21 protein-coding genes are annotated in these 20733 nt (G+C 72.2%); 14 read left to right on the top strand and 7 right to left on the bottom strand.

Going from position 1 to position 20733, the window contains the following annotated elements; genetic code table 11:
* Positions 1-118 precede the first annotated feature (118 nt).
* The 4 genes from ABS735_RS12090 to ABS735_RS12075 all read right to left on the bottom strand — a co-directional run bounded on the left by ABS735_RS12090 (position 119) and on the right by ABS735_RS12075 (position 4115).
* Positions 119-1207 carry an acyl-CoA dehydrogenase family protein gene (locus ABS735_RS12090; RefSeq protein WP_373906048.1) on the bottom strand — a complete coding sequence of 363 codons (1089 nt, stop codon included), beginning with the start codon at positions 1205-1207 and terminating at the stop codon, positions 119-121.
* The gene (locus tag ABS735_RS12085; protein WP_373906049.1) at positions 1204-2385 is read right to left on the bottom strand and encodes an acyl-CoA dehydrogenase; all 1182 of its coding nucleotides are present in this window, start codon (positions 2383-2385) and stop codon (positions 1204-1206) included. Before ABS735_RS12085 ends, ABS735_RS12090 begins: the two co-directional genes overlap by 4 nt.
* Entirely contained in the window at positions 2382-3437 is a 1056-nt protein-coding gene (locus ABS735_RS12080) for an NADPH:quinone oxidoreductase family protein (protein ID WP_373906050.1), read from the bottom strand. Before ABS735_RS12080 ends, ABS735_RS12085 begins: the two co-directional genes overlap by 4 nt.
* 102 nt (positions 3438-3539) lie before the next feature.
* Positions 3540-4115 (bottom strand): helix-turn-helix domain-containing protein, encoded by a 576-nt coding sequence (locus ABS735_RS12075; protein ID WP_373906051.1) that lies wholly within the window; start codon positions 4113-4115, stop codon positions 3540-3542.
* A 76-nt stretch (positions 4116-4191) separates the two neighbouring features.
* Between ABS735_RS12075 and ABS735_RS12070 the strand changes: the two genes are divergently transcribed.
* The 8 genes from ABS735_RS12070 to ABS735_RS12035 all read left to right on the top strand — a co-directional run bounded on the left by ABS735_RS12070 (position 4192) and on the right by ABS735_RS12035 (position 12067).
* Positions 4192-5157, top strand: a complete 966-nt coding sequence (locus ABS735_RS12070) for an NAD(P)/FAD-dependent oxidoreductase (RefSeq protein ID WP_373906052.1) — start codon at positions 4192-4194, stop codon at positions 5155-5157.
* Positions 5158-5264: 107 nt separating this feature from the next.
* A complete protein-coding gene (locus ABS735_RS12065) occupies positions 5265-6803 on the top strand; it encodes an ATP-dependent DNA ligase (RefSeq protein WP_373906053.1) in 1539 nt (512 codons plus the stop codon).
* Positions 6800-7261 carry an NUDIX hydrolase gene (locus ABS735_RS12060; protein ID WP_373906054.1) on the top strand — a complete coding sequence of 154 codons (462 nt, stop codon included), beginning with the start codon at positions 6800-6802 and terminating at the stop codon, positions 7259-7261. Before ABS735_RS12065 ends, ABS735_RS12060 begins: the two co-directional genes overlap by 4 nt.
* Before the next feature lie 97 nt (positions 7262-7358).
* Positions 7359-8744 (top strand): NADP-dependent succinic semialdehyde dehydrogenase, encoded by a 1386-nt coding sequence (locus ABS735_RS12055; RefSeq protein WP_373906055.1) that lies wholly within the window; start codon positions 7359-7361, stop codon positions 8742-8744.
* A gap of 25 nt (positions 8745-8769) precedes the next feature.
* Positions 8770-9006, top strand: a complete 237-nt coding sequence (locus tag ABS735_RS12050) for a DUF6213 family protein (protein ID WP_328559173.1) — start codon at positions 8770-8772, stop codon at positions 9004-9006.
* A gap of 117 nt (positions 9007-9123) precedes the next feature.
* The gene (locus tag ABS735_RS12045) at positions 9124-10326 is read left to right on the top strand and encodes a type III polyketide synthase (protein ID WP_373906056.1); all 1203 of its coding nucleotides are present in this window, start codon (positions 9124-9126) and stop codon (positions 10324-10326) included.
* Positions 10323-11537: a cytochrome P450 gene (locus ABS735_RS12040; protein ID WP_373906057.1), complete on the top strand. Its 1215-nt coding sequence runs from the start codon at positions 10323-10325 to the stop codon at positions 11535-11537. Before ABS735_RS12045 ends, ABS735_RS12040 begins: the two co-directional genes overlap by 4 nt.
* Complete coding sequence (locus ABS735_RS12035) at positions 11534-12067, top strand: cupin domain-containing protein (protein WP_373906058.1); 534 nt, start codon at positions 11534-11536, stop codon at positions 12065-12067. The genes ABS735_RS12040 and ABS735_RS12035 overlap by 4 nt, the downstream gene beginning before the upstream one ends.
* Here ABS735_RS12035 and ABS735_RS12030 read toward each other — a convergent pair.
* On the bottom strand, positions 12064-13290 hold the full coding sequence (locus ABS735_RS12030) for an acyl-CoA dehydrogenase family protein (RefSeq protein ID WP_373906059.1): 1227 nt from the start codon (positions 13288-13290) through the stop codon (positions 12064-12066). The two genes, ABS735_RS12035 and ABS735_RS12030, sit on opposite strands and share 4 nt — an antisense overlap.
* Positions 13291-13460: 170 nt before the next feature.
* Here ABS735_RS12030 and ABS735_RS12025 point away from each other — a divergent pair, with 170 nt between their 5' ends.
* Positions 13461-14117 carry a TetR/AcrR family transcriptional regulator gene (locus ABS735_RS12025; RefSeq protein WP_373906060.1) on the top strand — a complete coding sequence of 219 codons (657 nt, stop codon included), beginning with the start codon at positions 13461-13463 and terminating at the stop codon, positions 14115-14117.
* 31 nt (positions 14118-14148) lie between these two features.
* Here ABS735_RS12025 and def read toward each other — a convergent pair whose 3' ends face one another.
* Positions 14149-14688, bottom strand: a complete 540-nt coding sequence (gene def, locus ABS735_RS12020) for a peptide deformylase (RefSeq protein ID WP_373906061.1) — start codon at positions 14686-14688, stop codon at positions 14149-14151.
* A 179-nt stretch (positions 14689-14867) separates the two neighbouring features.
* Between def and ABS735_RS12015 the strand changes: the two genes are divergently transcribed.
* From ABS735_RS12015 to ABS735_RS11995, 5 genes are all read left to right on the top strand, one after another.
* A complete protein-coding gene (locus ABS735_RS12015) occupies positions 14868-16106 on the top strand; it encodes a Mur ligase family protein (protein ID WP_373906062.1) in 1239 nt (412 codons plus the stop codon).
* Between the two features lie 23 nt (positions 16107-16129).
* On the top strand, positions 16130-16858 hold the full coding sequence (locus ABS735_RS12010) for a type 1 glutamine amidotransferase (protein WP_373906063.1): 729 nt from the start codon (positions 16130-16132) through the stop codon (positions 16856-16858).
* 217 nt (positions 16859-17075) lie between these two features.
* A complete protein-coding gene (locus ABS735_RS12005) occupies positions 17076-18101 on the top strand; it encodes a 6-phosphofructokinase (protein ID WP_373906064.1) in 1026 nt (341 codons plus the stop codon).
* A gap of 201 nt (positions 18102-18302) precedes the next feature.
* On the top strand, positions 18303-19253 hold the full coding sequence (locus ABS735_RS12000; RefSeq protein WP_373906065.1) for a cytochrome c oxidase assembly protein: 951 nt from the start codon (positions 18303-18305) through the stop codon (positions 19251-19253).
* A 43-nt stretch (positions 19254-19296) separates the two neighbouring features.
* Complete coding sequence (locus tag ABS735_RS11995; RefSeq protein ID WP_107291848.1) at positions 19297-19467, top strand: hypothetical protein; 171 nt, start codon at positions 19297-19299, stop codon at positions 19465-19467.
* A gap of 54 nt (positions 19468-19521) precedes the next feature.
* On the opposite strand, the gene ABS735_RS11990 is transcribed toward ABS735_RS11995, so the two are convergent.
* Positions 19522-20727: a sensor histidine kinase gene (locus ABS735_RS11990; RefSeq protein WP_373906224.1), complete on the bottom strand. Its 1206-nt coding sequence runs from the start codon at positions 20725-20727 to the stop codon at positions 19522-19524.
* Positions 20728-20733: the final 6 nt, after the last annotated feature.

Genomic DNA, 20733 nt, shown 5'->3' with positions numbered 1-20733 from the left:
CGTTCACTTCCCCGCGCCGGGCGCACGGGAATGCCCGCCCCCGACGAGGGGAGCGGGCATTCCCGGTCGACGCGGCCGTACACGCGCACACGCGCACACGCGTACGGGTGTACGGGTGTCAGGGAGCTCGCAGGTCGACCAGTTCGGCCAGCGCCGCGCGGTGGGTGCCCGCGGCCCCGTATGCGATCGAGTCGGCCTTGGCCCGCTTGAGGTAGAGGTGGACCGGGTGTTCCCACGTCATGCCGATGCCGCCGTGCAGTTGCAGCGCCTCCTCGGCGGCGTGGACGGCGACCCGGGCCGCGTACGCCTGGGCCACGGCGACGGCCACGTCGGTGTCCTCGCCGGTCGCCAGGGCGTCGGCGGCGCTGCGGGCGGCGGCGCGCAGGCCCGCCACCTCCAGCCACAGCCGGGCGAGCCGGTGCTTGAGCGCCTGGAAGCCGCCGACCGGTCGGTTGAACTGCTTGCGTTCCTTGAGATAGCGGACCGTCTCGGTCAGCAGCCAGTCGGCGAGGCCCAGTTGTTCGGAGGCGAGCAGCCCGGCACCGGCCCGCAGGGCCCGGCGCACGGCGGGCCCCGCGTCGCCGAGCCGACGCCCGGACACGCCGTCGAGGGTCACCCGCGCCACCGGCCGGGTGAGGTCGAGCGACACCTGCGGAGTCACGGTCGCGTCGGCGGCGCGGACCGCGTACAGGCCCCCGTCGTCGGCGGGCACCAGCAGCACGTCGGCGACGGCGGCGTCCGCGACGGCCGTCAACTCCCCGTGCAGGCCCCCGCTCTCCAGTCGCACGCTCGGAACGGCGCCACCCGGTGCGACGTGCAGCCCGACGGCCAGCGCGGCGACGGTCGTGGCGGCAGCCAGCTCGGTGAGCAGGTCCTCGGCCCCGCAGGCCAGCAGCGCCTCGGTGGCGACGACGGCGCTCGTCAGGTACGGCACCGGCGCGACGGCACGTCCCAACTCCTCCAGGACCACGGCGGCTTCCCGGTGCGTGGCGCCCTGCCCGCCCAGTTCCTCGGGGATCAGCAGGCCCGCGAGGCCCATCGAGTCGGAGAGGGCCTTCCACACCGAAACGTCGTGCGGAGCGGCCGACTCGGTGCGGGTGATGACGCCCGCCGGGTCGCAGTGGTCGGTGAGCAGGTCCCGGACGGCGGCGCGCAGCGCCTCTTCCTCCTCCGAGTAGAGGAGAGCGGGTTCGGACTGTGCGCTCATCGGGCGAGGTCCTTCCATGCGACGTCCTTGTCGGTGCGCGGTTCGGCGGGCAGGCCCAGGACGCGCTCGGCGACGATGTTCAGCAGGACCTCGCTGGTCCCGCCCTCGATGCTGTTGCCCTTGGACCGCAGGTAGCGGTACCCGGCGTCGCGGCCGGTGAAGTCGACCAGCTCGGGGCGGCGCATGGTCCAGTCGTCGTAGAGCAGGCCCTCCTCGCCGAGGAGTTCCACCTCCAGGCCGCTGATCTCCTGGTTGAGGCGGGCGAAGTTCAGCTTCATGCCGGCGCCCTCGGGGCCGGGCTGGCCCGCCACCAGTTGCTGGCGCAGGCGTACGCCGGTGAGGCGGGCGACCTCGGCCTCGACCCACAGGCCGAGCAGCCGCTGGTGCAGGTCGTGGGTGCGCAGTCCGGGGCGCTCCCGCCAGGTCGCGGCGATCTTGCCGATCATGCCGCCCTCGCGGGGGATCGGGGTGCCGCCGATGGCGACCCGCTCGTTGTTGAGCGTGGTCTGCGCGACCCGCCAGCCGTCACCGATCTCGCCGAGGCGCCGGGAGTCGGGGATGCGGACGTCGGTGAGGAAGACCTCGTTGAACTCGGCCTCGCCGGTGATCTGGCGCAGTGGCCGCACTTCGACCCCGGGGTCGGTCATGTCGCACACGAAGTACGTGATGCCCCGGTGCTTGGGCACCTCGGGATCGGTGCGGGCGATGAGGATGGCCCAGCGGGCGAGATGGGCGCTGGAGGTCCACACCTTCTGCCCGTTGACGACCCAGTCCTCGCCGTTCCGGACGGCGCGCGTGCCGAGGGCGGCCAGGTCGGACCCGGCGCCCGGCTCGCTGAACAGCTGGCACCAGACCTCCTCCCCGGTCCACAGCGGGCGCAGCAGCCGGCGCTTCTGCTCGTCGGTACCGTACTGGAGGATCGTCGGTGCGGCCATGCCGAGGCCGATGCCGATGCGCCGGGGGTCGTTGTCGGGCGCGCCCTCGGCCGCCAACTCGGCGTCCACGACGGCCTGGAGGGAGCACGGGGCACCGAGTCCGCCGAGCCCCTCCGGGTAGTGCACCCAGGCGAGTCCGGCGTCGAAGCGGGCCCGCAGGAAGTCCAGGCGGTCCGTGGCGGCCGGTGGGTGCGCGGCCAGCAACTCGCGGGTACGTCGGCGCAGTTCCGCTGCGTCGGTCATGCGGCGGTTCCCTTCTCCAGCTTCTCCGGTACTGCCTTCTTCGGCACTTCCGTCTCCGGTACCGCCTTCTCCGGTACCGCCTTCTCCGGTACCGCCTTCTCCGGTACGACGGCCACCCGGCCGGTGGTCCTGCCGTCGGCGACGCGCTGCACGGCGTCCGCCGCCCCGTCGAGCGGCACCCGCTCGCTCACCAGCGGCTTGACGGCGCCCCGTGCGGTCAGCTCGGTGAGCTGCTCGTGGCAGTGCCGGACCAGTGCGGGGTTCTTGGTGTTGTACAGGCCCCAGTGCAGGCCGAGGATCGTGTAGTTCTTCACCAGCGCGTGGTTCAGTGCCGGGCTGGGGATCGTGCCGCTCGCGAAGCCGACGACGACGATCCGGCCCTCGAAGGCGACCACCTTGGCGGACTGGGCGTAGGCCGGGCCGCCGACGGGGTCGTAGATCACGTCGGCGCCCCGGCCGCCGGTGGCCTCCTTCACGGCGGCGACGACGTCCTCGCCGTGCCGGTCGACGACCACGTCGCAGCCCAGCTCGCGGGCGACGGCCGCCTTCTCCGGGCCACCGACGACGCCGATGACGGTGGCGCCGGCCGCCTTGCCGAGCTGTACGGCGGCGCTTCCGACGCCCCCCGCGGCGGCGTGGACGAGCAGGGTCTCGCCGGCCTCCAGTCGGGCCCGGCGGTGCAGGCCGAACCAGCCGGTCTGGTAGCCGATGTGCAGGGCGGCGGCCTCGGCGTCGTCCAGGGCGTCCGGCGCGGGCAGCAGGGCGCGCGCGTCCGCGAGGGCGTACTCGGCGAAGCCGCCGTGCGGCAGCGCCGGGTTCGCGATGACGCGGCGGCCGTCCTCGGTCTCGCCGCAGATCTCGACGCCCGGCGTGAACGGCAGCGGCGGCCGGACCTGGTACTGGCCCCGGCACAGCAGGGCGTCCGGGAAGTTGATGTTGGCGGCGCGGACCTTCAGCAGGACCTGGCCCTCGCCGGGCGTGGGCGGCGCCACGTCCGCGAGGCGCATCACCTCGCCCGGCTCGCCGTTCTCGTGCACCTGCCATGCCTGCATGCGGGGCCTCCACCGACTGCGTCGTCCGACCGGGTCCTCCGCATACTAAGCGGTCGCTTGCCGTTCGGGGAACAGCTTCCACGCAGTCGTACGTCACGACCGTCAGGACCGGGCGGGCCTCGCCCGTACGTGCATCCGCTCCCCCTGCGGGCCGAAGAGGCTCAGGAACTCGGCCGGCCCCTCCCCCGTCGACCCGAACCAGTGCGGAACCCGGGTGTCGAACTCGGCGGCCTCCCCCGCCGACAGCACCACGTCGTGCTCGCCGAGCACGAGCCGCAGCCGTCCGGAGAGGACGTAGAGCCACTCGTACCCCTCGTGGGTGCGCGGGTCCGGCTCCTGCCTGCGCTGGGGTTCCAGCACCTTGAACGCCTGGAGGCCGCCCGCCTGCCGGGTGAGCGGCCAGTGGGTGCGGCCGTGGCGCACGATCGGCTCGGCGCGCACCCGGGGGTCGCCGACCGGCGGGGCGCCGACCAGTTCGTCCAGCGGCACCTGGTGGGCCTGGGCGATCGGCAACAGCAGTTCGAGGCTCGGTTTGCGCAGGCCCGATTCCAGCCGCGACAGGGTGCTCACCGAGATACCCGTGGTCTCGGACAGGCTCGCCAGCGTCACCTCCCGCTCCCTGCGAAGCTGGCGGAGCCTGGTTCCGACACCGGCGAGAACGTCGTCTGCAGTCGTCATGTGCTTATTGCAGAACCGGCAAATACGTTTGTCAATCCCGGGGCATCGAGCGACCTTCTACGTGGAGGTGGTCACCATGACCCAGAACAGCACCACGACCGAGAAGAAGGATCTGACCGGGCAGTACGACGTGGTCGTCGTCGGTGGCGGCGCGGCCGGACTCTCCGCCGCGCTCGTCCTGGGCCGCTCACGGCTGCGCACCCTGGTCGTCGACGCCGGCGAGCCGCGCAACGCTCCCTCGGACCACATGCAGGGCTACCTGACCCGGGACGGCATGCCACCCGCCGAGTTCCTGGCCCTCGGCCGGGAGGAGATCGCGCGCTACGGAGTGGAGCTGGTCCGCGACCGTGCCGTGGACGTCCACCGCGGCGAGGACTTCGCGGTGGAGCTGGCCGGCGGGGACACCGTGCACGCCCGTCGGCTGATCGTCACCACCGGGCTCAGGGACGAGCTGCCGGCCGTGCCCGGGGTCGCCGAGCGGTACGGCCGGGACGTGCTGCACTGCCCGTTCTGCCACGGCTGGGAGGTGCGGGACGAGCGCTTCGGCGTCCTGGCCACCGGTCCGCTCAGTGTGCACCAGGCCCTGATGGTGTCCGGCTGGTCGGACGACGTGACGCTCTTCCTGCACACGGTCGCCGAGCGGGAACTGTCCGACGACGACCTGCGGCGGCTCGCCGCGGCCGGGGTCAAGGTGGTGCCCGGCGAGGTGGCCGGCCTGCGGGTCGAGGACGACCGGCTCACCGGGGTCCGGCTGGCTGACGCCACGGCGCACGACCGTACGGTGCTGTTCGTCGCCCCGAAGGCGGTCCCGCAGACCGGTCTGATGGAGCGGCTGGGGGCGGAGCTGCAGGAGACGCCGTTCGGCGCCTACCCCGTGGTGGACCCGACGGGCCGGACGACCGTGCCGGGCGTGTGGACCGCCGGCAACGCCATGGGCTTCGCCGAGCAGGTCGTCCACGCGGCCGGCGGCGGCTACCGCGCGGCGGCGGCGGTCGTCGGCGACCTGATCATGTCGGACCTGGACGCGGCCGTCGCGGAGTGAGGGCCCCGCAAAGCACTCGGGAGGGTGCACCCGGTACACGACGCCCCCGCGGGGCAGCCCGGCGTCCGCGGGGTGTACGTACGCCCTCTCCGGTGCACCATGACTGCATGCTGCTTGCCCGGTTGGCCCAGGTGTCCCGGGAGGTCGCCGCCACGTCGGCGCGGTCCCGCAAGACCGTCCTGCTCGCGGAGCTGTTCCGTGAGGCGGAGGCGGCGGACGTACCGGTCGTCATCCCGTACCTGGCCGGACGGCTCCCGCAGGGCCGGATCGGCGTCGGCTGGAAGGTGCTGAGCCGCCGGGTCGCGCCCGCCGCCGAACCGACCCTGACCGTCCGGGACGTCGACGCGCGGCTCACCCGGCTCGGCGCGGTGTCGGGCGCCGGTTCGCAGGCCGAGCGGGCCCGGCTGGTCGGCGAGCTGATGGGCGCGGCCACGGAGGACGAGCAGCGTTTTCTGATCGGGCTGCTCACCGGCGAGGTCCGCCAGGGCGCCCTGGACGCGGCCGCCGTCGAGGGCCTGGCCGCGGCCACGGAGGCTCCCCCGGCGGACGTGCGGCGCGCGGTGATGCTCGCGGGGTCGCTCCAGACGGTGGCCGAGGCCCTGCTGGCCGACGGTCCCGGCGCCCTGGACGGGTTCCGGCTCACCGTCGGCCGGCCCGTGCTGCCGATGCTGGCGCACAGCGCGTCATCGGTCGCCGAGGCCGTCGGCAAGCTGGGCACCGCCGCTGTCGAGGAGAAGCTGGACGGCATCCGCGTCCAGGTGCACCGGGACGGCGACGCCGTACGGATCTACACCCGCACCCTGGACGAGATCACCGACCGGCTTCCCGAGGTCACCGAGGCGGCCCTGGCGCTGCCCGGCGAGCGGTTCATCCTGGACGGCGAGGCGATCTCCCTGGATGCGAGCGGGCGCCCCCGCTCCTTCCAGGAGACCGCCGGCCGGGTCGGCTCCCGCACCGACGTGGCCACGGCGGCGCGGACGGTCCCCGTCTCGGCGGTGTTCTTCGACGCGCTGTCCGTCGACGGCCGCGACCTGCTCGACCTGCCGCTGACCGAGCGGCACGCGGAGCTGGCCCGGCTGGTCCCCGAGCCCCTGCGGGTACGGCGCACGCTGGTGCACGGCCCCGAGGAGACCGGTGCCGCGGAGAAGTTCCTCGCCGAGACGCTGGCGCGCGGGCACGAGGGCGTCGTCGTCAAGGGCCTCGACGCCGCGTACAGCGCGGGCCGGCGCGGCGCGTCCTGGCTGAAGGTCAAGCCGGTCCACACGCTCGACCTGGTGGTGCTCGCCGCCGAATGGGGCCACGGCCGCCGCACCGGAAAGCTCTCCAACCTCCACCTGGGCGCCCGTACCCCCGACGGCTCCTTCGCGATGCTCGGCAAGACCTTCAAGGGCATGACCGACGCGCTGCTGACCTGGCAGACCGAGCGCCTCCGGGAGCTGGCCGTCGAGGAACACGGCTGGGGCGTGACCGTACGCCCCGAACTCGTCGTCGAGATCGCCTACGACGGCCTCCAGCGCTCCACCCGCTACCCGGCCGGCGTCACCCTCCGCTTCGCCCGCGTGGTCCGCTACCGCGAGGACAAGCGCCCCGAGGACGCGGACACCGTGGAGGCCCTGCTCGCCGCTCACCCCGGGGTGGCCCCGTGAGACGCAGCGCGGGCCTGCTGCTGCACCGGCGCGGTCCCGGCGGGGAGTTCCAGGTGCTCCTCGGTCACATGGGCGGCCCGTTCTACGCCCGACGGGACGCCGGGGCGTGGACCGTCCCCAAGGGCGAGTACGACCCGGCGGAACCCGCGTGGGAGGCGGCCCGGCGCGAGTTCGAGGAGGAGCTGGGGCTGCCGCCGCCCGAGGGCGAGGCCGTCCCGCTCGGCGAGGTGCGGCAGGCGGGCGGGAAGGTCGTCACGGTCTGGGCCGTCGAGGCCGACCTCGATCCGGCGACGGTCGTCCCCGGCACCTTCCGCATGGAGTGGCCACCGAGGTCGGGACGGACCGAGGAGTTCCCCGAGCTGGACCGGGTGGCGTGGATCGGGCTGGAGAGGGCCCGCGAGGTGATCGTGAAGGCGCAGGCCGCGTTTCTCGACCGGCTGGCTGAGCACTCGCACTGACGAGACGCCACGAGGAACGACGCGACCCGTCCGCGTTGCGGCACCCCACGCCGCGCGCCAAGGTCGAAGCACGATTGCGCACCCAGGGAGGTCGGCCATGCCCATCGCGACGGTGAACCCGGCGAACGGCGAGACGCTCAGGACGTACGAGGCCATGGGCGAGGAGGAGATCGAGCGCCGGATCGAGCTCGCGGAGGCCACCTTCCGCACGTACCGGACCACGGGGTTCTACGAGCGTGCCGGGCTGATGCGCCGGGCCGCCGATCTCCTGGAGGCCGACCAGAAGGAGATCGGCAAGGTCATCACCACGGAGATGGGCAAGCCGGTCAAGCAGGCCCGCGCGGAGGCGGCCAAGTGCGCCAAGGCGATGCGCTGGTACGCCGACCACGCGGCGGAGCTGCTGGCCGACGAGGAGCCCGCCGACGCCGACGTGAAGGACTCCGGCGCCTCCCGGGCCCTGGTCCGCTACCGGCCGCTCGGCCCGGTGCTCGCGGTGATGCCGTGGAACTTCCCGCTCTGGCAGGTGATCCGCTTCGCCGCGCCCGCGCTGATGGCGGGCAACGTCGGACTGCTCAAGCACGCCTCGAACGTGCCGCAGACCGCGCTGTACCTGGAGGACCTGTTCCACCGGGCGGGCTTCCCCGAGGGCTGCTTCCAGACCCTGCTCATCGGCTCCGCCCAGGTCGACGACGTCCTGCGCGACGAGCGGGTGCGGGCCGCCACCCTCACCGGCAGCGAGCCCGCGGGCCGCGCGGTGGCCTCCACCGCCGGGGAGATGATCAAGAAGACGGTGCTGGAGCTGGGCGGCAGCGACCCGTTCGTCGTCATGCCGTCCGCCGACGTCGAGCGGGCCGCCGGGGTGGCGGTGACCGCGCGCACGCAGAACGCCGGGCAGTCGTGCATCGCCGCCAAGCGGTTCATCGTGCACACGGACGTGTACGACGCCTTCGCCGAGCGCTTCACCGAGGGCATGCGGGCGCTCAGGGTCGGCGACCCGATGGACGAGGAGACCGAGGTCGGTCCGCTCTCCAGCGAGCAGGGCCTGAACGACCTGGTGGAGCTGGTCGACGACGCGGTGCGCGGCGGCGCGACGGTGCTGTGCGGCGGCGAACGCCCGGACGGTCCCGGCTGGTACTACCCGCCGACCGTCCTGGCGGGCGTCACCCGCGAGATGCGCATCCACCGCGAGGAGGCCTTCGGACCGGTCGCCACGCTGTACCGGGCGGCCGACCTGGACGAGGCGGTGCTGATCGCCAACGACACGGACTTCGGGCTCAGTTCCAACGTGTGGACGCGCGACGACGCCGACGTGGACCGGTTCGTCCGGGACCTGGAGGCGGGCGGCGTGTACGTCAACGGCATGACGGCGTCCCATCCGGCGTTCCCGTTCGGCGGGGTCAAGCGCTCGGGCTACGGGCGTGAGCTGTCCGGGCACGGAATCCGGGAGTTCTGCAACATCACCACCGTATGGCACGGAGCGTGAGCCTTCCGCGACTACGATCCCCTTTGTGAACCGCGAAGTGACCCTGCCTCTGATCGTCGACGACCGCGGCACGCTCCAGGTCGCCGCGTCCGACGTGAGCAAGCTGCTGCGCACGGTCGGCGGGCGGTGGCTGCGGCTGGTGGAGACCGGCGAGGAGAGCCTGGACGAGGACACCGTCGCGGCCCTCACCATCGAGCTGGCCAAGCTGGCCGACCGGATCGACGTGGCATGCATCGCCCACAGCAGCGACCGCTCCTCCTGACGGCGCCTGGCCCGGCCGTCCCCGCTGTCCCCGCTGTCCCCGCTGTCCCCGCTGTCCCCGCTGTCCCCGAGACGGAGTAACCCGGCGAGAGATCACCGCCCCGGTGGGTGATCGTGGATGGGCACCCCTGAAAAGGTGCACCACTTTCCGGCCGGGGGGCGCAAGCCTTCCGCGAGGCGAAAGCAGGCACGGTTCATGGCGACTTTGTGCAGACCCTCGGTGTCCGTCCCGGAGCACGTGATCACGATGGAGGAGACGCTGGAGCTGGCGCGCCGGCGTCACACCGACCATCCTCAACTGCCGCTCGCGCTCCGGCTGATAGAGAACACCGGGGTCCGCACCCGGCACATCGTGCAGCCCATCGAGGAGACGCTGAAGCACCCCGGCTTCGAGGACCGCAACAAGCTCTACGAGCGGGAGGCGAAGTCCCGCGTCCCGGCCGTGATCCAGCGGGCCCTGGACGACGCGGAGCTGCTCACCACCGATATCGACGTGATCATCTACGTCTCGTGCACGGGCTTCATGATGCCCTCGCTCACGGCGTGGCTGATCAACGAGATGGGCTTCGACAGCACCACGCGGCAGATACCCATCGCCCAGCTGGGCTGCGCGGCCGGCGGCGCGGCGATCAACCGGGCGCACGACTTCTGCACCGCCTATCCCGAGGCCAACGCGCTGATCGTGGCCTGCGAGTTCTGCTCGCTGTGCTACCAGCCCACCGACATCGGCGTGGGCTCCCTGCTCTCCAACGGCCTCTTCGGCGACGGCATCGCCGCCGCGGTGGTCCGCGGCCGGGGCGGCACCGGAGTGCGCCTGGAGCGCAACGGCTCGTACCTGATCCCCAAGACCGAAGAGTGGATCATGTACGACGTGAAGGCGACCGGTTTCCACTTCCTGCTGGACAAGCGGGTGCCGGCCACCATGGAACCGCTCGCGCCGGCGCTCAAGAGCCTGGCGGGCGAACACGGTTGGGACGCCTCCGACCTGGACTTCTACATCGTGCACGCGGGCGGTCCGCGGATCCTCGACGATCTCAGCAAGTTTCTGCAGGTCGACCCGTACGCCTTCCGCTTCAGCCGGGCCACGCTCACCGAGTACGGCAACATCGCCAGCGCCGTCGTCCTGGACGCGCTGCGCAGGCTCTTCGACGAAGGCGGCGTCGAGGACGGGGCACGCGGGCTGCTGGCCGGTTTCGGCCCCGGCATCACCGCGGAGATGTCCGTGGGCTGCTGGCAGACCGCGGACGTGCGGCGGAGCGTGCGGCAGGACATGGCGCGGGACGTGTCCCAGGGTGTGACGCGGAGTGTGAGGCAGGCATGAGCGAAGAAACGATTCCCCAGACCGTGCCGCCCGTCCGGGACTGGCCGGCCGTCGACCTGCCCGGCAGTGACTTCGACCCGGTGCTGACCGAGTTGATGCGCGAGGGCCCCGTCACCCGCATCTCGCTGCCCAACGGCGAGGGCTGGGCCTGGCTGGTGACCCGCCACGACGACGTCCGCCTGGTCACCAACGACCCCCGGTTCGGCCGCGAGGCCGTCATGGACCGGCAGGTCACCCGGCTGGCCCCGCACTTCATCCCGGCGCGCGGCGCGGTCGGCTTCCTCGACCCGCCCGACCACACCCGGCTGCGCCGCTCGGTGGCCGCGGCATTCACCGCTCGGGGCGTGGAGCGCGTGCGTGAGCGGTCCCGCGGCATGCTCGACGAACTGGTCGACGCCATGCTGCAGGCCGGACCGCCCGCCGATCTCACCGAGGCCGTGCTGAGCCCCTTCCCCACCGCGGTGATCTGCGAGCTGATGGGTGTGCCGGCCACCGACCGGCACGCCATGCACACCTGGACCCAGCTGATCCTGTCCTCCTCGCACGGCGCCGAGGTCAGCGAGCGGGCCAAGAACGAGATGAACGCCTACTTCTCGGATCTCATCGGGCTCCGGTCGGACAGCACCGGCGAGGACGTCACCTCGCTGCTGGGCGCCGCCGTGGGGCGGAGCGAGATCACGCCGGCGGAGGCGGTCGGGCTCGCGGTGCTGCTCCAGATCGGCGGCGAGGCGGTCACCAACAACAGCGGGCAGATGTTCCACCTGCTGCTGACTCGTCCGGAGCTGGCCGAACGCCTGCGCTCCGAGCCGGAGATCCGTCCCCGCGCCATCGACGAACTGCTGCGCTGGATCCCCCACCGCAACGCCGTCGGGCTGTCCCGGATCGCCCTGGAGGACGTCGAGATCAAGGGCGTGCGGATTCGGGCGGGCGACGCGGTCTACGTGTCCTACCTGGCGGCCAACCGCGACCCGGAGGTCTTTGCCGACCCGGACACGATCGACTTCGAGCGCTCCCCCAACCCGCACGTGTCCTTCGGCTTCGGCCCGCACTACTGCCCGGGCGGGATGCTGGCCCGGCTGGAGTCGGAGCTGCTCGTCGACGCGGTCCTGGACCGGGTGCCGGGGCTGAAGCTCGCGGTGGCGCCCGAGGACGTGCCCTTCAAGAAGGGTGCGCTGATCCGCGGGCCCGAGGCCCTGCCGGTGACCTGGTGAGCGGCCTCGTGGCGGCGGCCGAGGGGCTGCTGGTGCCGCCGGGCCAGGGCCGGGTGGTGCAGGCGCCGGCCCAGCACGTGACCTTCAAGGTGACCGGTTCGCACTCGCGCATGGCCTCCACCTTCGAGGTCATCGTGCCCCCGGGCTTCGACGTCGGCGCCCATGTGCACACCCGCAGCGAGGAGCTGTTCTACGTGCTCGAGGGCGAGCTGGACGTGCTCGCCTTCGAACCGAGGATCCGCACGCCGGACAACTGGCAGAAGTGGGAGTCGAGTTCGGGCAACCGAGTGGTCCGCGCGACCCCGGGCACGGTCATCGTCGTACCCCCCGGCTGCCCGCACGCGTTCGCGAACCCGACGGGCGAGCCGGCCAAGATGTTCTTCCAGGCCAGCCCGCCGCCGGACCACGAGCGCTACTTCGAGGAGCTGCTGGAGATCCTGGGCGACGGGGGGCCGCCGGACCACGAGGCGATCGAGGCACTGCGGGCCAAGTACGACATCGAGCAGCTGACCCCGCTCAGGCACGGTTAGCGGATGGGCATGCCCGCCAGCGTCCGCGCGATCACCAGCCGCTGGATCTCACTCGTGCCCTCGAAGATCGTGTAGATCGCGGAGTCGCGGTGCATCCGCTCCACCGGGTATTCCCGCGTGTAGCCGTTGCCGCCCAGGATCTGGACCGCCTGGGCGGTCACCTTCTTCGCGGTCTCGCTCGCGAAGAGCTTGGACATCGAGCCCTCGGCCGCCGTGAACGGCTTGCCGTTGATGGCCATCCAGGAGGCCCGCCACACCAGCAGCCGCGCCGCGTCGATGGACGTCCGCATGTCGGCGAGCTGGAAGGCGACGCCCTGGTTGTCGATGATGGGGCGTCCGAACTGCTCCCGCGTCTGCGCGTACTCCAGCGCCACCTCGTACGCGGCCCGGGCCGTGCCCACCGCCATCGCGCCGACCGCCGGGCGGGACGCCTCGAAGGTGGCCATCGCCGCGTTCTTCACGCGCTCGCCGCCCTTCCTGGCCTTCTCCCGGGCGCGGGCCAGGCGGGCGTCCAGCTTCTCCTTGCCGCCGAGCAGGCAGGAGCCGGGGACGCGCACGTTGTCGAGGACGACCTCGGCGGTGTGCGAGGCACGGATGCCGTGCTTCTTGAACTTCTGGCCCTGGGACAGCCCCGGCGTGTTCGGCGGGACGATGAAGGAGGCGTGGCCCTTGGAGCCCAGGTCCGGGTCGACGACCGCGACGACGACGTGGACGTTCGCGATGCCGCCGTTGGTCGCCCAGGTCTTGGTGCCGTTGAGCACCCACTCGTCCTTGGCCTCGTCGTACACGGCGCGGGTGCGCATGGAGGCGACGTCGGAGCCGGCGTCGGGCTCGGAGGAGCAGAAGGCGGCGACCTTGACGTCGTTGGCGTCGCCGTACATCTGCGGAATCCAGGTGCCGATCTGCTCCTCGGTGCCGTTGGCGAGGACGCCGACGGCGGCGAGGCCGGTGCCGACGATCGACAGCGCGATGCCCGCGTCGCCCCAGAACAGCTCCTCCATCGCCATGGGGATGCCGAGGCCGGTGGAGTCGAAGTACTGCTGGGCGTAGAAGTCCAGGGAGTAGATGCCGACCTTGGCGGCCTCCTGGATGACCGGCCAGGGAGTCTCCTCGCGCTCGTCCCATTCGGCGGCCGCGGGGCGGATGACGTCGGCCGCGAAGCCGTGCAGCCAGTCCCGGACCTCCTTCTGTTCGTCGCTCAGCTCCATGGTGAACTCGGCCATGTCCCCTCCAGTGACGCCCGTGCATGTTACTTGCGGTAACCCCGAGTGTGTTACCCACGGGTAGGAAAAGTCAACTCCCGGGACCCCCTCGCCCTCCCGTTCGATGGCCCTCGTCCCGTGAGTGTTAGTTTGCGCAGGCGTCACCGAAACAGCACGGGTGGGGAGAGCACATGAACACCACGCAGCGGACCGATCAGCAGACGACCGCCGACCGCAGACGGCGCGAGCTGCTCGAGGCCGCCGACCGGGTGGTGCTGCGCGACGGTCCGCACGCCTCGATGAACGCCATCGCCGCCGAGGCCGGGATCACCAAGCCGATCCTGTACCGCCACTTCGGCGACAAGGGCGGACTCTACGCCGCCCTCGCCGTCCGGCACACGGACGCCCTCCTCGCCTCACTGCGGGCCGCCCTGGACGCCCCGGCTCAGCGGCGGCAGCGCGTCGAGTCCACCCTGGACACCTATCTGGCGGCCATCGAGGCCCGCCCGCAGGTGTACCGCTTCCTGATGCACCCGGCGGAGAGCGCCGGCGCCCCGGGCGACCAGGCCGAGCAGGGCTTCGACATCGGCAAGCACTCGGCGCCGCTGCTGCGCCGCATGGGCGAGGAGCTGGCCCAGGTCATCGAGGAGCGCCTCGACGTCGGACCGGGCACCCAGCAGCTGGCCCGGGTCTGGGGGCACGGGATCGTCGGCATGATGCACGCCGCCGGGGACTGGTGGCTGGGCGAACGGCCCTGCCCCCGGGAGGAATTGGTCCGTACCCTGGCCGACCTGCTGTGGGGCCGCCTCGCCGAGGCCGGGGACAAGGCGGGCGGCCCGGGGTTCTGAGGGCCTGATCCCCGCCCTCGGCGCGGCCCTCTCAGCGGTTCCAGGACGCCCGCGCCACCTGGCGCATCAGCTTCCGGTGCCGCCGCCCGGTCAGGCGATCGGCGTAGACCCGCCCCTCCAGGTGGTCGCACTCGTGCTGGAGGCACCGGGCGAAGAACCCCGTACCGCTTACGGTGACCGGCTCCCCGGTCAGCGTGAAGCCCGTCACGACCGCCTCGTCGTACCGCTCGGTCCCCGCCTCCAGACCCGGCAGCGACAGACAGCCCTCCGGACCGCGCACCACCACTCCGCCGGTCTCCACCAGCCGGGGGTTCACCACGTGCCCCAGGTGCCGCTCGTCCTCGTCGTCCGGACAGTCGTACACGAAGACGCGCAGCGCCTCGCCGATCTGGTTCGCGGCCAGGCCCACACCGTGGGCGGCGTACATGGTCGCGAACAAGTCCTCCACGAGCGCCGCGAGTTCCGGACCGAAGTCCGTCACCTCCGCGCAGGGGGCGTGCAGGACGGGGTCGCCGAGGAGGCCGAGGGAACGGACGCGCCCGTGGGCGCCCGGGATGGAGCCGTGTCGCATGGCGGTCAGAGTAAGGTCCCTGTGTCCCCCGGCGGCACGCGCCCACCGCCGGAACCCGGTGGCCGGTGCCGCGATTCGGGAGTGCGAATGGATCTCGATAGGCTGAGGTCCACACCACGTGGCCGTCAGGCTTCACAGGCTTCAGGCGCGGCGCGTACGGCAAGGAGGATCGAGAACTGATGGCAGGCAACTCGGACCCGCTCACGCCGCGGGCCAAGATCGCCGTGACCGCGGGCAAGGCGGTCGCGGCGGCATCGCGCGCCGCGGGGCGCGGCAGCGGTTCGGTGATCGGCGGCCGGGTCGCGCTGAAACTCGACCCCGACCTCCTCGGCCGGCTCGCCGGGCACCTGGACGTGACCCTCGTCTCGGCGACCAACGGCAAGACCACCACCACCCGGCTCATCGCCGAGGCGCTCAAGGCGGCCGGCCCGGTCGTCTCCAACGCGCTCGGCGCCAACATGCCGGCCGGCATCACCTCGGCGCTCGCGGGCGGCGCGGAGTCCCGGTACGGAGTCATCGAGGTCGACGAGAAGTACCTCGTCGGCGTCGCCCAGGCCACCGACCCGAAGTGCATCGCGCTGCTCAACCTCTCCCGCGACCAGCTCGACCGCGCCGCCGAGACCCGCATGCTCGCCGAGAACTGGCGCGAGGGCCTGGCCGGCTCGAAGGCCGTGGTCGTCGCCAACGCCGACGACCCGCTGGTGGTGTGGGCCGCGTCCTCCTCCCCCAACGTGATCTGGGTCGCCGCGGGGCAGATGTGGAAGGACGACGCCTGGTCCTGCCCGTCCTGCGGCGGCGTGATGCAGCGCCCCGGCGACGACTGGTTCTGCGGCGAGTGCGGCTTCCGGCGCCCGACGCCGAGCTGGGCCCTGTCCGGCGACCACGTCCTGGACCCGCACGGCTCCGCCTGGCCCATCCACCTCCAGCTGCCGGGCCGCGCCAACAAGGCCAACGCCGCCTCCTCGGCCGCCGTCGCCGCCGTCTTCGGGGTGCCGCCCCAGGTCGCCCTGGAGCGCATGTACCAGGTGCAGGCGGTCGCCGGGCGCTACGACGTCGTCCAGTTCCAGGGCCGCGACCTGCGCCTGCTGCTCGCCAAGAACCCGGCGGGCTGGCTGGAGACCTTCTCCCTGATCGACCCGCCGCCGGCCCCGGTGATCCTCTCGGTGAACGCGCGCGGCGCCGACGGCACCGACACCTCCTGGCTGTGGGACGTGGACTACACCCGGCTGACCGGCCACCCGATCTGCGTGGTCGGCGACCGGAAGCTGGACCTCGCGGTGCGCCTGGAGGTCGCGAACCAGCAGTTCCAGGTGTGCGAGGACCTCGACCAGGCGGTGCAGCTGTGCCCGCCGGGACGCATCGAGGTCATCGCGAACTACACCGCCTTCCAGGACCTGCGCCGCCGCGTCGGCAACTGACCGCGAGACTTCAGGGGATTTTCGTGAGCGACAACCAACTGCGGATCGTCTGGATCTATCCGGACCTGCTCAGCACCTACGGCGACCAGGGCAACGCCCTCGTCGTGGAGCGCCGGGCCCGCCAGCGCGGCCTCGACGTGGCCCGGCTCGACGTGCGCAGCGACCAGCCGATCCCGACCTCCGGCGACATCTACCTGATCGGCGGCGGCGAGGACCGGCCGCAGCGGCTCGCGGCCGAGCGGCTGCGCCGCGACGGCGGCCTGCACCGGGCGGTGGAGAACGGCGCGATCGTCTTCTCCGTCTGCGCCGGCTACCAGATCCTGGGCCACGAGTTCATCAACGACCTCGGCCAGCGCGAGCCCGGCCTCGGCCTGCTCGACGTGGTCTCGACCCGCGGCGAGGGCGCGCGGTGCGTCGGCGACGTCCTCGGCGACATCGACCCGCGCCTCGGCCTGCCCCCGCTGACCGGCTTCGAGAACCACCAGGGTGTCACCCACGTCGGGCCCAGCGCCCGTCCGCTCGCCCAGGTCCGCTTCGGCAACGGCAACGGCACGGGGGACGGCACCGAGGGCGCGTACAACGACACGGTCTTCGGTACGTACATGCACGGCCCCGTGCTGGCCCGGAACCCGCAGATCGCGGACCTGCTGCTCAAGCTGGCCCTCGACGTGAACGCGCTGCCGCCGACCGACGACCGCTGGTACGAGGCGCTCCGCAACGAGCGCATCGCGGCTGCGCAGCAGCCTGCGTAGGCACAGCTGCGCAGCAGCCTGCGTGAACACAGCCGCGCAGCAGCCGGCCCGAACCCTTCCCGACAGCCCGTCTGATGACGCATCCGCACAGGTGAGCGGGTGCGTCCAGTAGGCGGACGCGTGCTTCGGCCCCGCCCCCTCGTACCGCTAGGGTGGCGGGGATCGAGCCGGACAGCGCGGTCCGGACCCGTGCCACGTTGAGAAGGTATTTCGGGCTATGCGCATTGGTGTCCTCACGTCCGGCGGCGACTGCCCTGGTCTGAACGCCGTCATCCGGTCCGTCGTGCACCGTGCCGTCGTCGACCACGGCGACGAGGTCATCGGTTTCCGGGACGGCTGGAAGGGCCTCCTGGAGTGCGACTACCTCAAGCTCGACCTCGACGCGGTCGGCGGCATCCTGGCCCGCGGCGGCACCATCCTCGGCTCCTCCCGGGTCCGTCCCGAGCATCTGCGGGACGGTGTCGAACGGGCCCGCGGCCACGTCGAGGAACTCGGCCTCGACGCGATCATCCCGATCGGCGGCGAGGGCACGCTGAAGGCGGCCCGGCTGCTGTCCGACAACGGCCTGCCGATCGTGGGCGTACCGAAGACCATCGACAACGACATAGCGGTCACCGACGTCACCTTCGGCTTCGACACCGCGGTGACCGTCGCCACCGAGGCCCTGGACCGGCTGAAGACCACCGCCGAGTCGCACCAGCGGGTGCTGATCGTCGAGGTCATGGGCCGGCACACCGGCTGGATCGCACTGCACTCGGGCATGGCGGCCGGCGCGCACGCCGTGGTCGTCCCGGAGCGGCCCTTCGACATCGACGAGCTGACCGCGAAGGTCGGCGAGCGCTTCTCCGCGGGCAAGCGGTTCGCGATCGTGGTGGCCGCGGAGGGCGCCAAGCCGAAGGCCGGCACCATGGACTTCGACGAGGGCGGCAAGGACGTCTACGGCCACGAGCGCTTCGCGGGTATCGCCCGCCAGCTCACCATCGAGCTGGAGGAGCGGCTCGGCAAGGAGGCCCGGCCGGTGATACTCGGGCACGTCCAGCGCGGCGGGACGCCGACGGCCTACGACCGGGTGCTGGCGACGCGGTTCGGGTGGCACGCGGTGGAGGCGGTGCACCGCGGGGACTTCGGGAAGATGACGGCGCTGCGCGGGACGGACATCGAGATGGTGTCGCTGGCCGAGGCGGTGGAGTCGTTGAAGACGGTGCCGGATGCGCGGTACGCGGAGGCGGAGTGCGTGCTCTGATCTTTCGGGACCGTTGAGAACTCGGGTCCACTGGTTCGTCGCGGGCTGCGGGCAGTACGTGGTTGATCGCGCAGTCCCCCGCGCCCCTTCAAGGCGCGTTTCACCGCCCCCGGTCGCAGATGCGGACGGGGGCGGTTCTACGCTTGCTTCGGACAAGCGGCGTTCAACCGCGCTCAACCCCCACGAAACAGGAGCGGGCGGATGGATCACAGCGGGCACGGCATGACGATGGATCTGCCGCCGTTCACGCTGGGGCGGGGTCTCGCCTGGTCGGCGGATCCCTTCTTCCTGATCGCCTGCCTCCTGGGACTGGCGCTGTACGGCTGGGGCGTCGTCCGCCTGGTGCGGCGCGGTGACAAGTGGCCGGTCGGCCGGACCGTGTCCTTCGTGGCCGGTGTGCTGAGCGTCGCCCTGATGATGTGCACCAAGCTGAACGACTACGGCATGGCCATGTTCAGCGTGCACATGGTGCAGCACATGGTGATCAGCATGGTGTCGCCGATCATGCTGCTGCTCGGCGCCCCGATCACGCTGGCCCTGCGCGCGCTGCCCCCGGCGGGCCGTGGCCGCAAGGGACCCCGCGAGCTGCTGCTGATGCTGCTGCACAGCCGCTACATGCGGATCATCACGCACCCGGCGTTCACCATCCCGCTGTTCATCGCGAGCCTGTACGCGCTGTACTTCACGCCCCTCTTCGACGCCCTGATGGGCTCCCAGGCCGGGCACATCGCGATGATGGTGCACTTCCTCGCCGTCGGTGTGGTGTTCTTCTGGCCGATCATGGGCGTGGACCCGGGCCCGCACCGGCCGGGCTACCTGATGCGGATGCTGGAGCTGTTCGCGGGCATGCCGTTCCACGCGTTCTTCGGCATCGCGCTGATGATGGCCTCCTCCCCGATGGTCGAGACGTTCAAGAACCCGCCCGCCTCGCTCGGCATCGACGCGCTCTCCGACCAGAACGCGGCCGGTGGCATCGCCTGGGCGTTCAGCGAGGTCCCGTCCGTGCTGGTGCTGCTCGCGCTGCTGTTCCAGTGGTACGCCTCGGAGGAGCGTCAGGCCCGGCGCAGCGACCGTGCCGCCGACCGCGACGGCGACAAGGAACTCGCGGCGTACAACGCCTATCTGGCCTCGCTGAACACACGCGGCGGCTGAACGGGGCACCATGGAGGGCAACGGACACGAGGAGGGTGTTGCGATGCCCGGTTCCACGGACAGTTCGACGAAGACCATGGGGGCGCTCACCATCGGGGGCCTCGTCGCGGTGACGGCCTACACGGTGGCGCTCGGAAGCAACGGCTGGTTGTGGTTCGGCTGGGTCGTGCTCGGTCTGATCACCCTGGGGATGGTGGCCACCCGCAGCGCCTGAGCCCCGCCCGGGGCGCCCCGACCCACTCGCGGAACGGCTCACCCGACGCACGGCTCACTCACGGCCGAGCCGGCCCGCCGAGTGCACGCCCGGCTGGTACTTCGGCAGCCGGACCGTGATCTTCATGCCCGCGCCGACGGCCGTCTCGATGACGAGGCCGTGGTCGTCTCCGTAGACCTGGCGGAGACGGTCGTCGACGTTGGACAGTCCGATGCCGCCCGACGGGCTGACCTCGCGCGCGAGGATGCGGCGCAGCAGGTCCGGGTCCATGCCGGCACCGTCGTCCTCGATGACGACCAGGGCCTCGGCGCCCGCGTCCTGGGCGGTGATCTGGATGCGGCACCGGTCGGCCTTGCCCTCCAGGCCGTGCTTGACGGCGTTCTCGACGAGCGGCTGAAGGCACAGGAAGGGCAGCGCGACCGGCAGCACCTCGGGGGCGACCTGGAGGGTGACGGCGAGGCGGTCGCCGAAGCGGGCCCGTACCAGCGCCAGGTAGTGGTCGATGGCGTGCAGCTCGTCGGCGAGGGTGGTGAAGTCGCCGTGCCTGCGGAACGAGTAGCGGGTGAAGTCGGCGAACTCCAGCAGCAGCTCGCGGGCGCGCTCGGGGTCGGTGCGCACGAAGGACGCGATCACCGCGAGCGAGTTGAAGATGAAGTGCGGGGAGATCTGCGCGCGCAGTGCCTTGATCTCGGCCTCGATGAGGCGGGTGCGGGACTGGTCGAGGTCGGCCAGCTCCAGCTGGACGGAGACCCAGCGGGCGACCTCGCCGGCCGCGCGGACCAGGACGGCGGACTCGCGGGGTGCGCAGGCGACGAGGGCGCCGTGCACCCGGTCGTCGACGGTCAGCGGGGCGACGACGGCCCAGCGCACCGTGCAGTCCGGGGTGTCGCAGGTGAGCCGGAAGGCCTCGCCGCGGCCGGTGGCCAGCGGTCCCGCGAGGCGCTCCATGATCTCGGTGCGGTGGTGGGTGCCCACGCCGTCCCAGACCAGGACCTCTTCGAGGTCGGTCAGGCACAGCGCGTCCGTGCCCAGCAGGGAGCGCAGTTTGCGGGCCGACTTCCCGGCGGTCTCCTCGGTCAGGCCCGCCCGCAGCGGGGGCGTGGCCAGGGAGGCGGTGTGCAGGGTCTGGAAGGTGGCGTGCTCGACCGGGGTGCCCAGGCCGCCGAGGTGCTGCGGCCGGGCCGTGCGCCGCCCCAGCCAGAAACCGGCGGCCAGCAGGGGGAGCAGGGCGACGGCCAGGCCCGCCAGGAAACCGCCCACGGAGCC

Source organism: Streptomyces sp. MMCC 100, assembly GCF_041538145.2.
Lineage (GTDB): Bacteria > Actinomycetota > Actinomycetes > Streptomycetales > Streptomycetaceae > Streptomyces.
The sequence above is the reverse complement of the archived record's forward strand: the minus strand, read 5'-3'. Positions and strand labels throughout refer to the sequence as shown.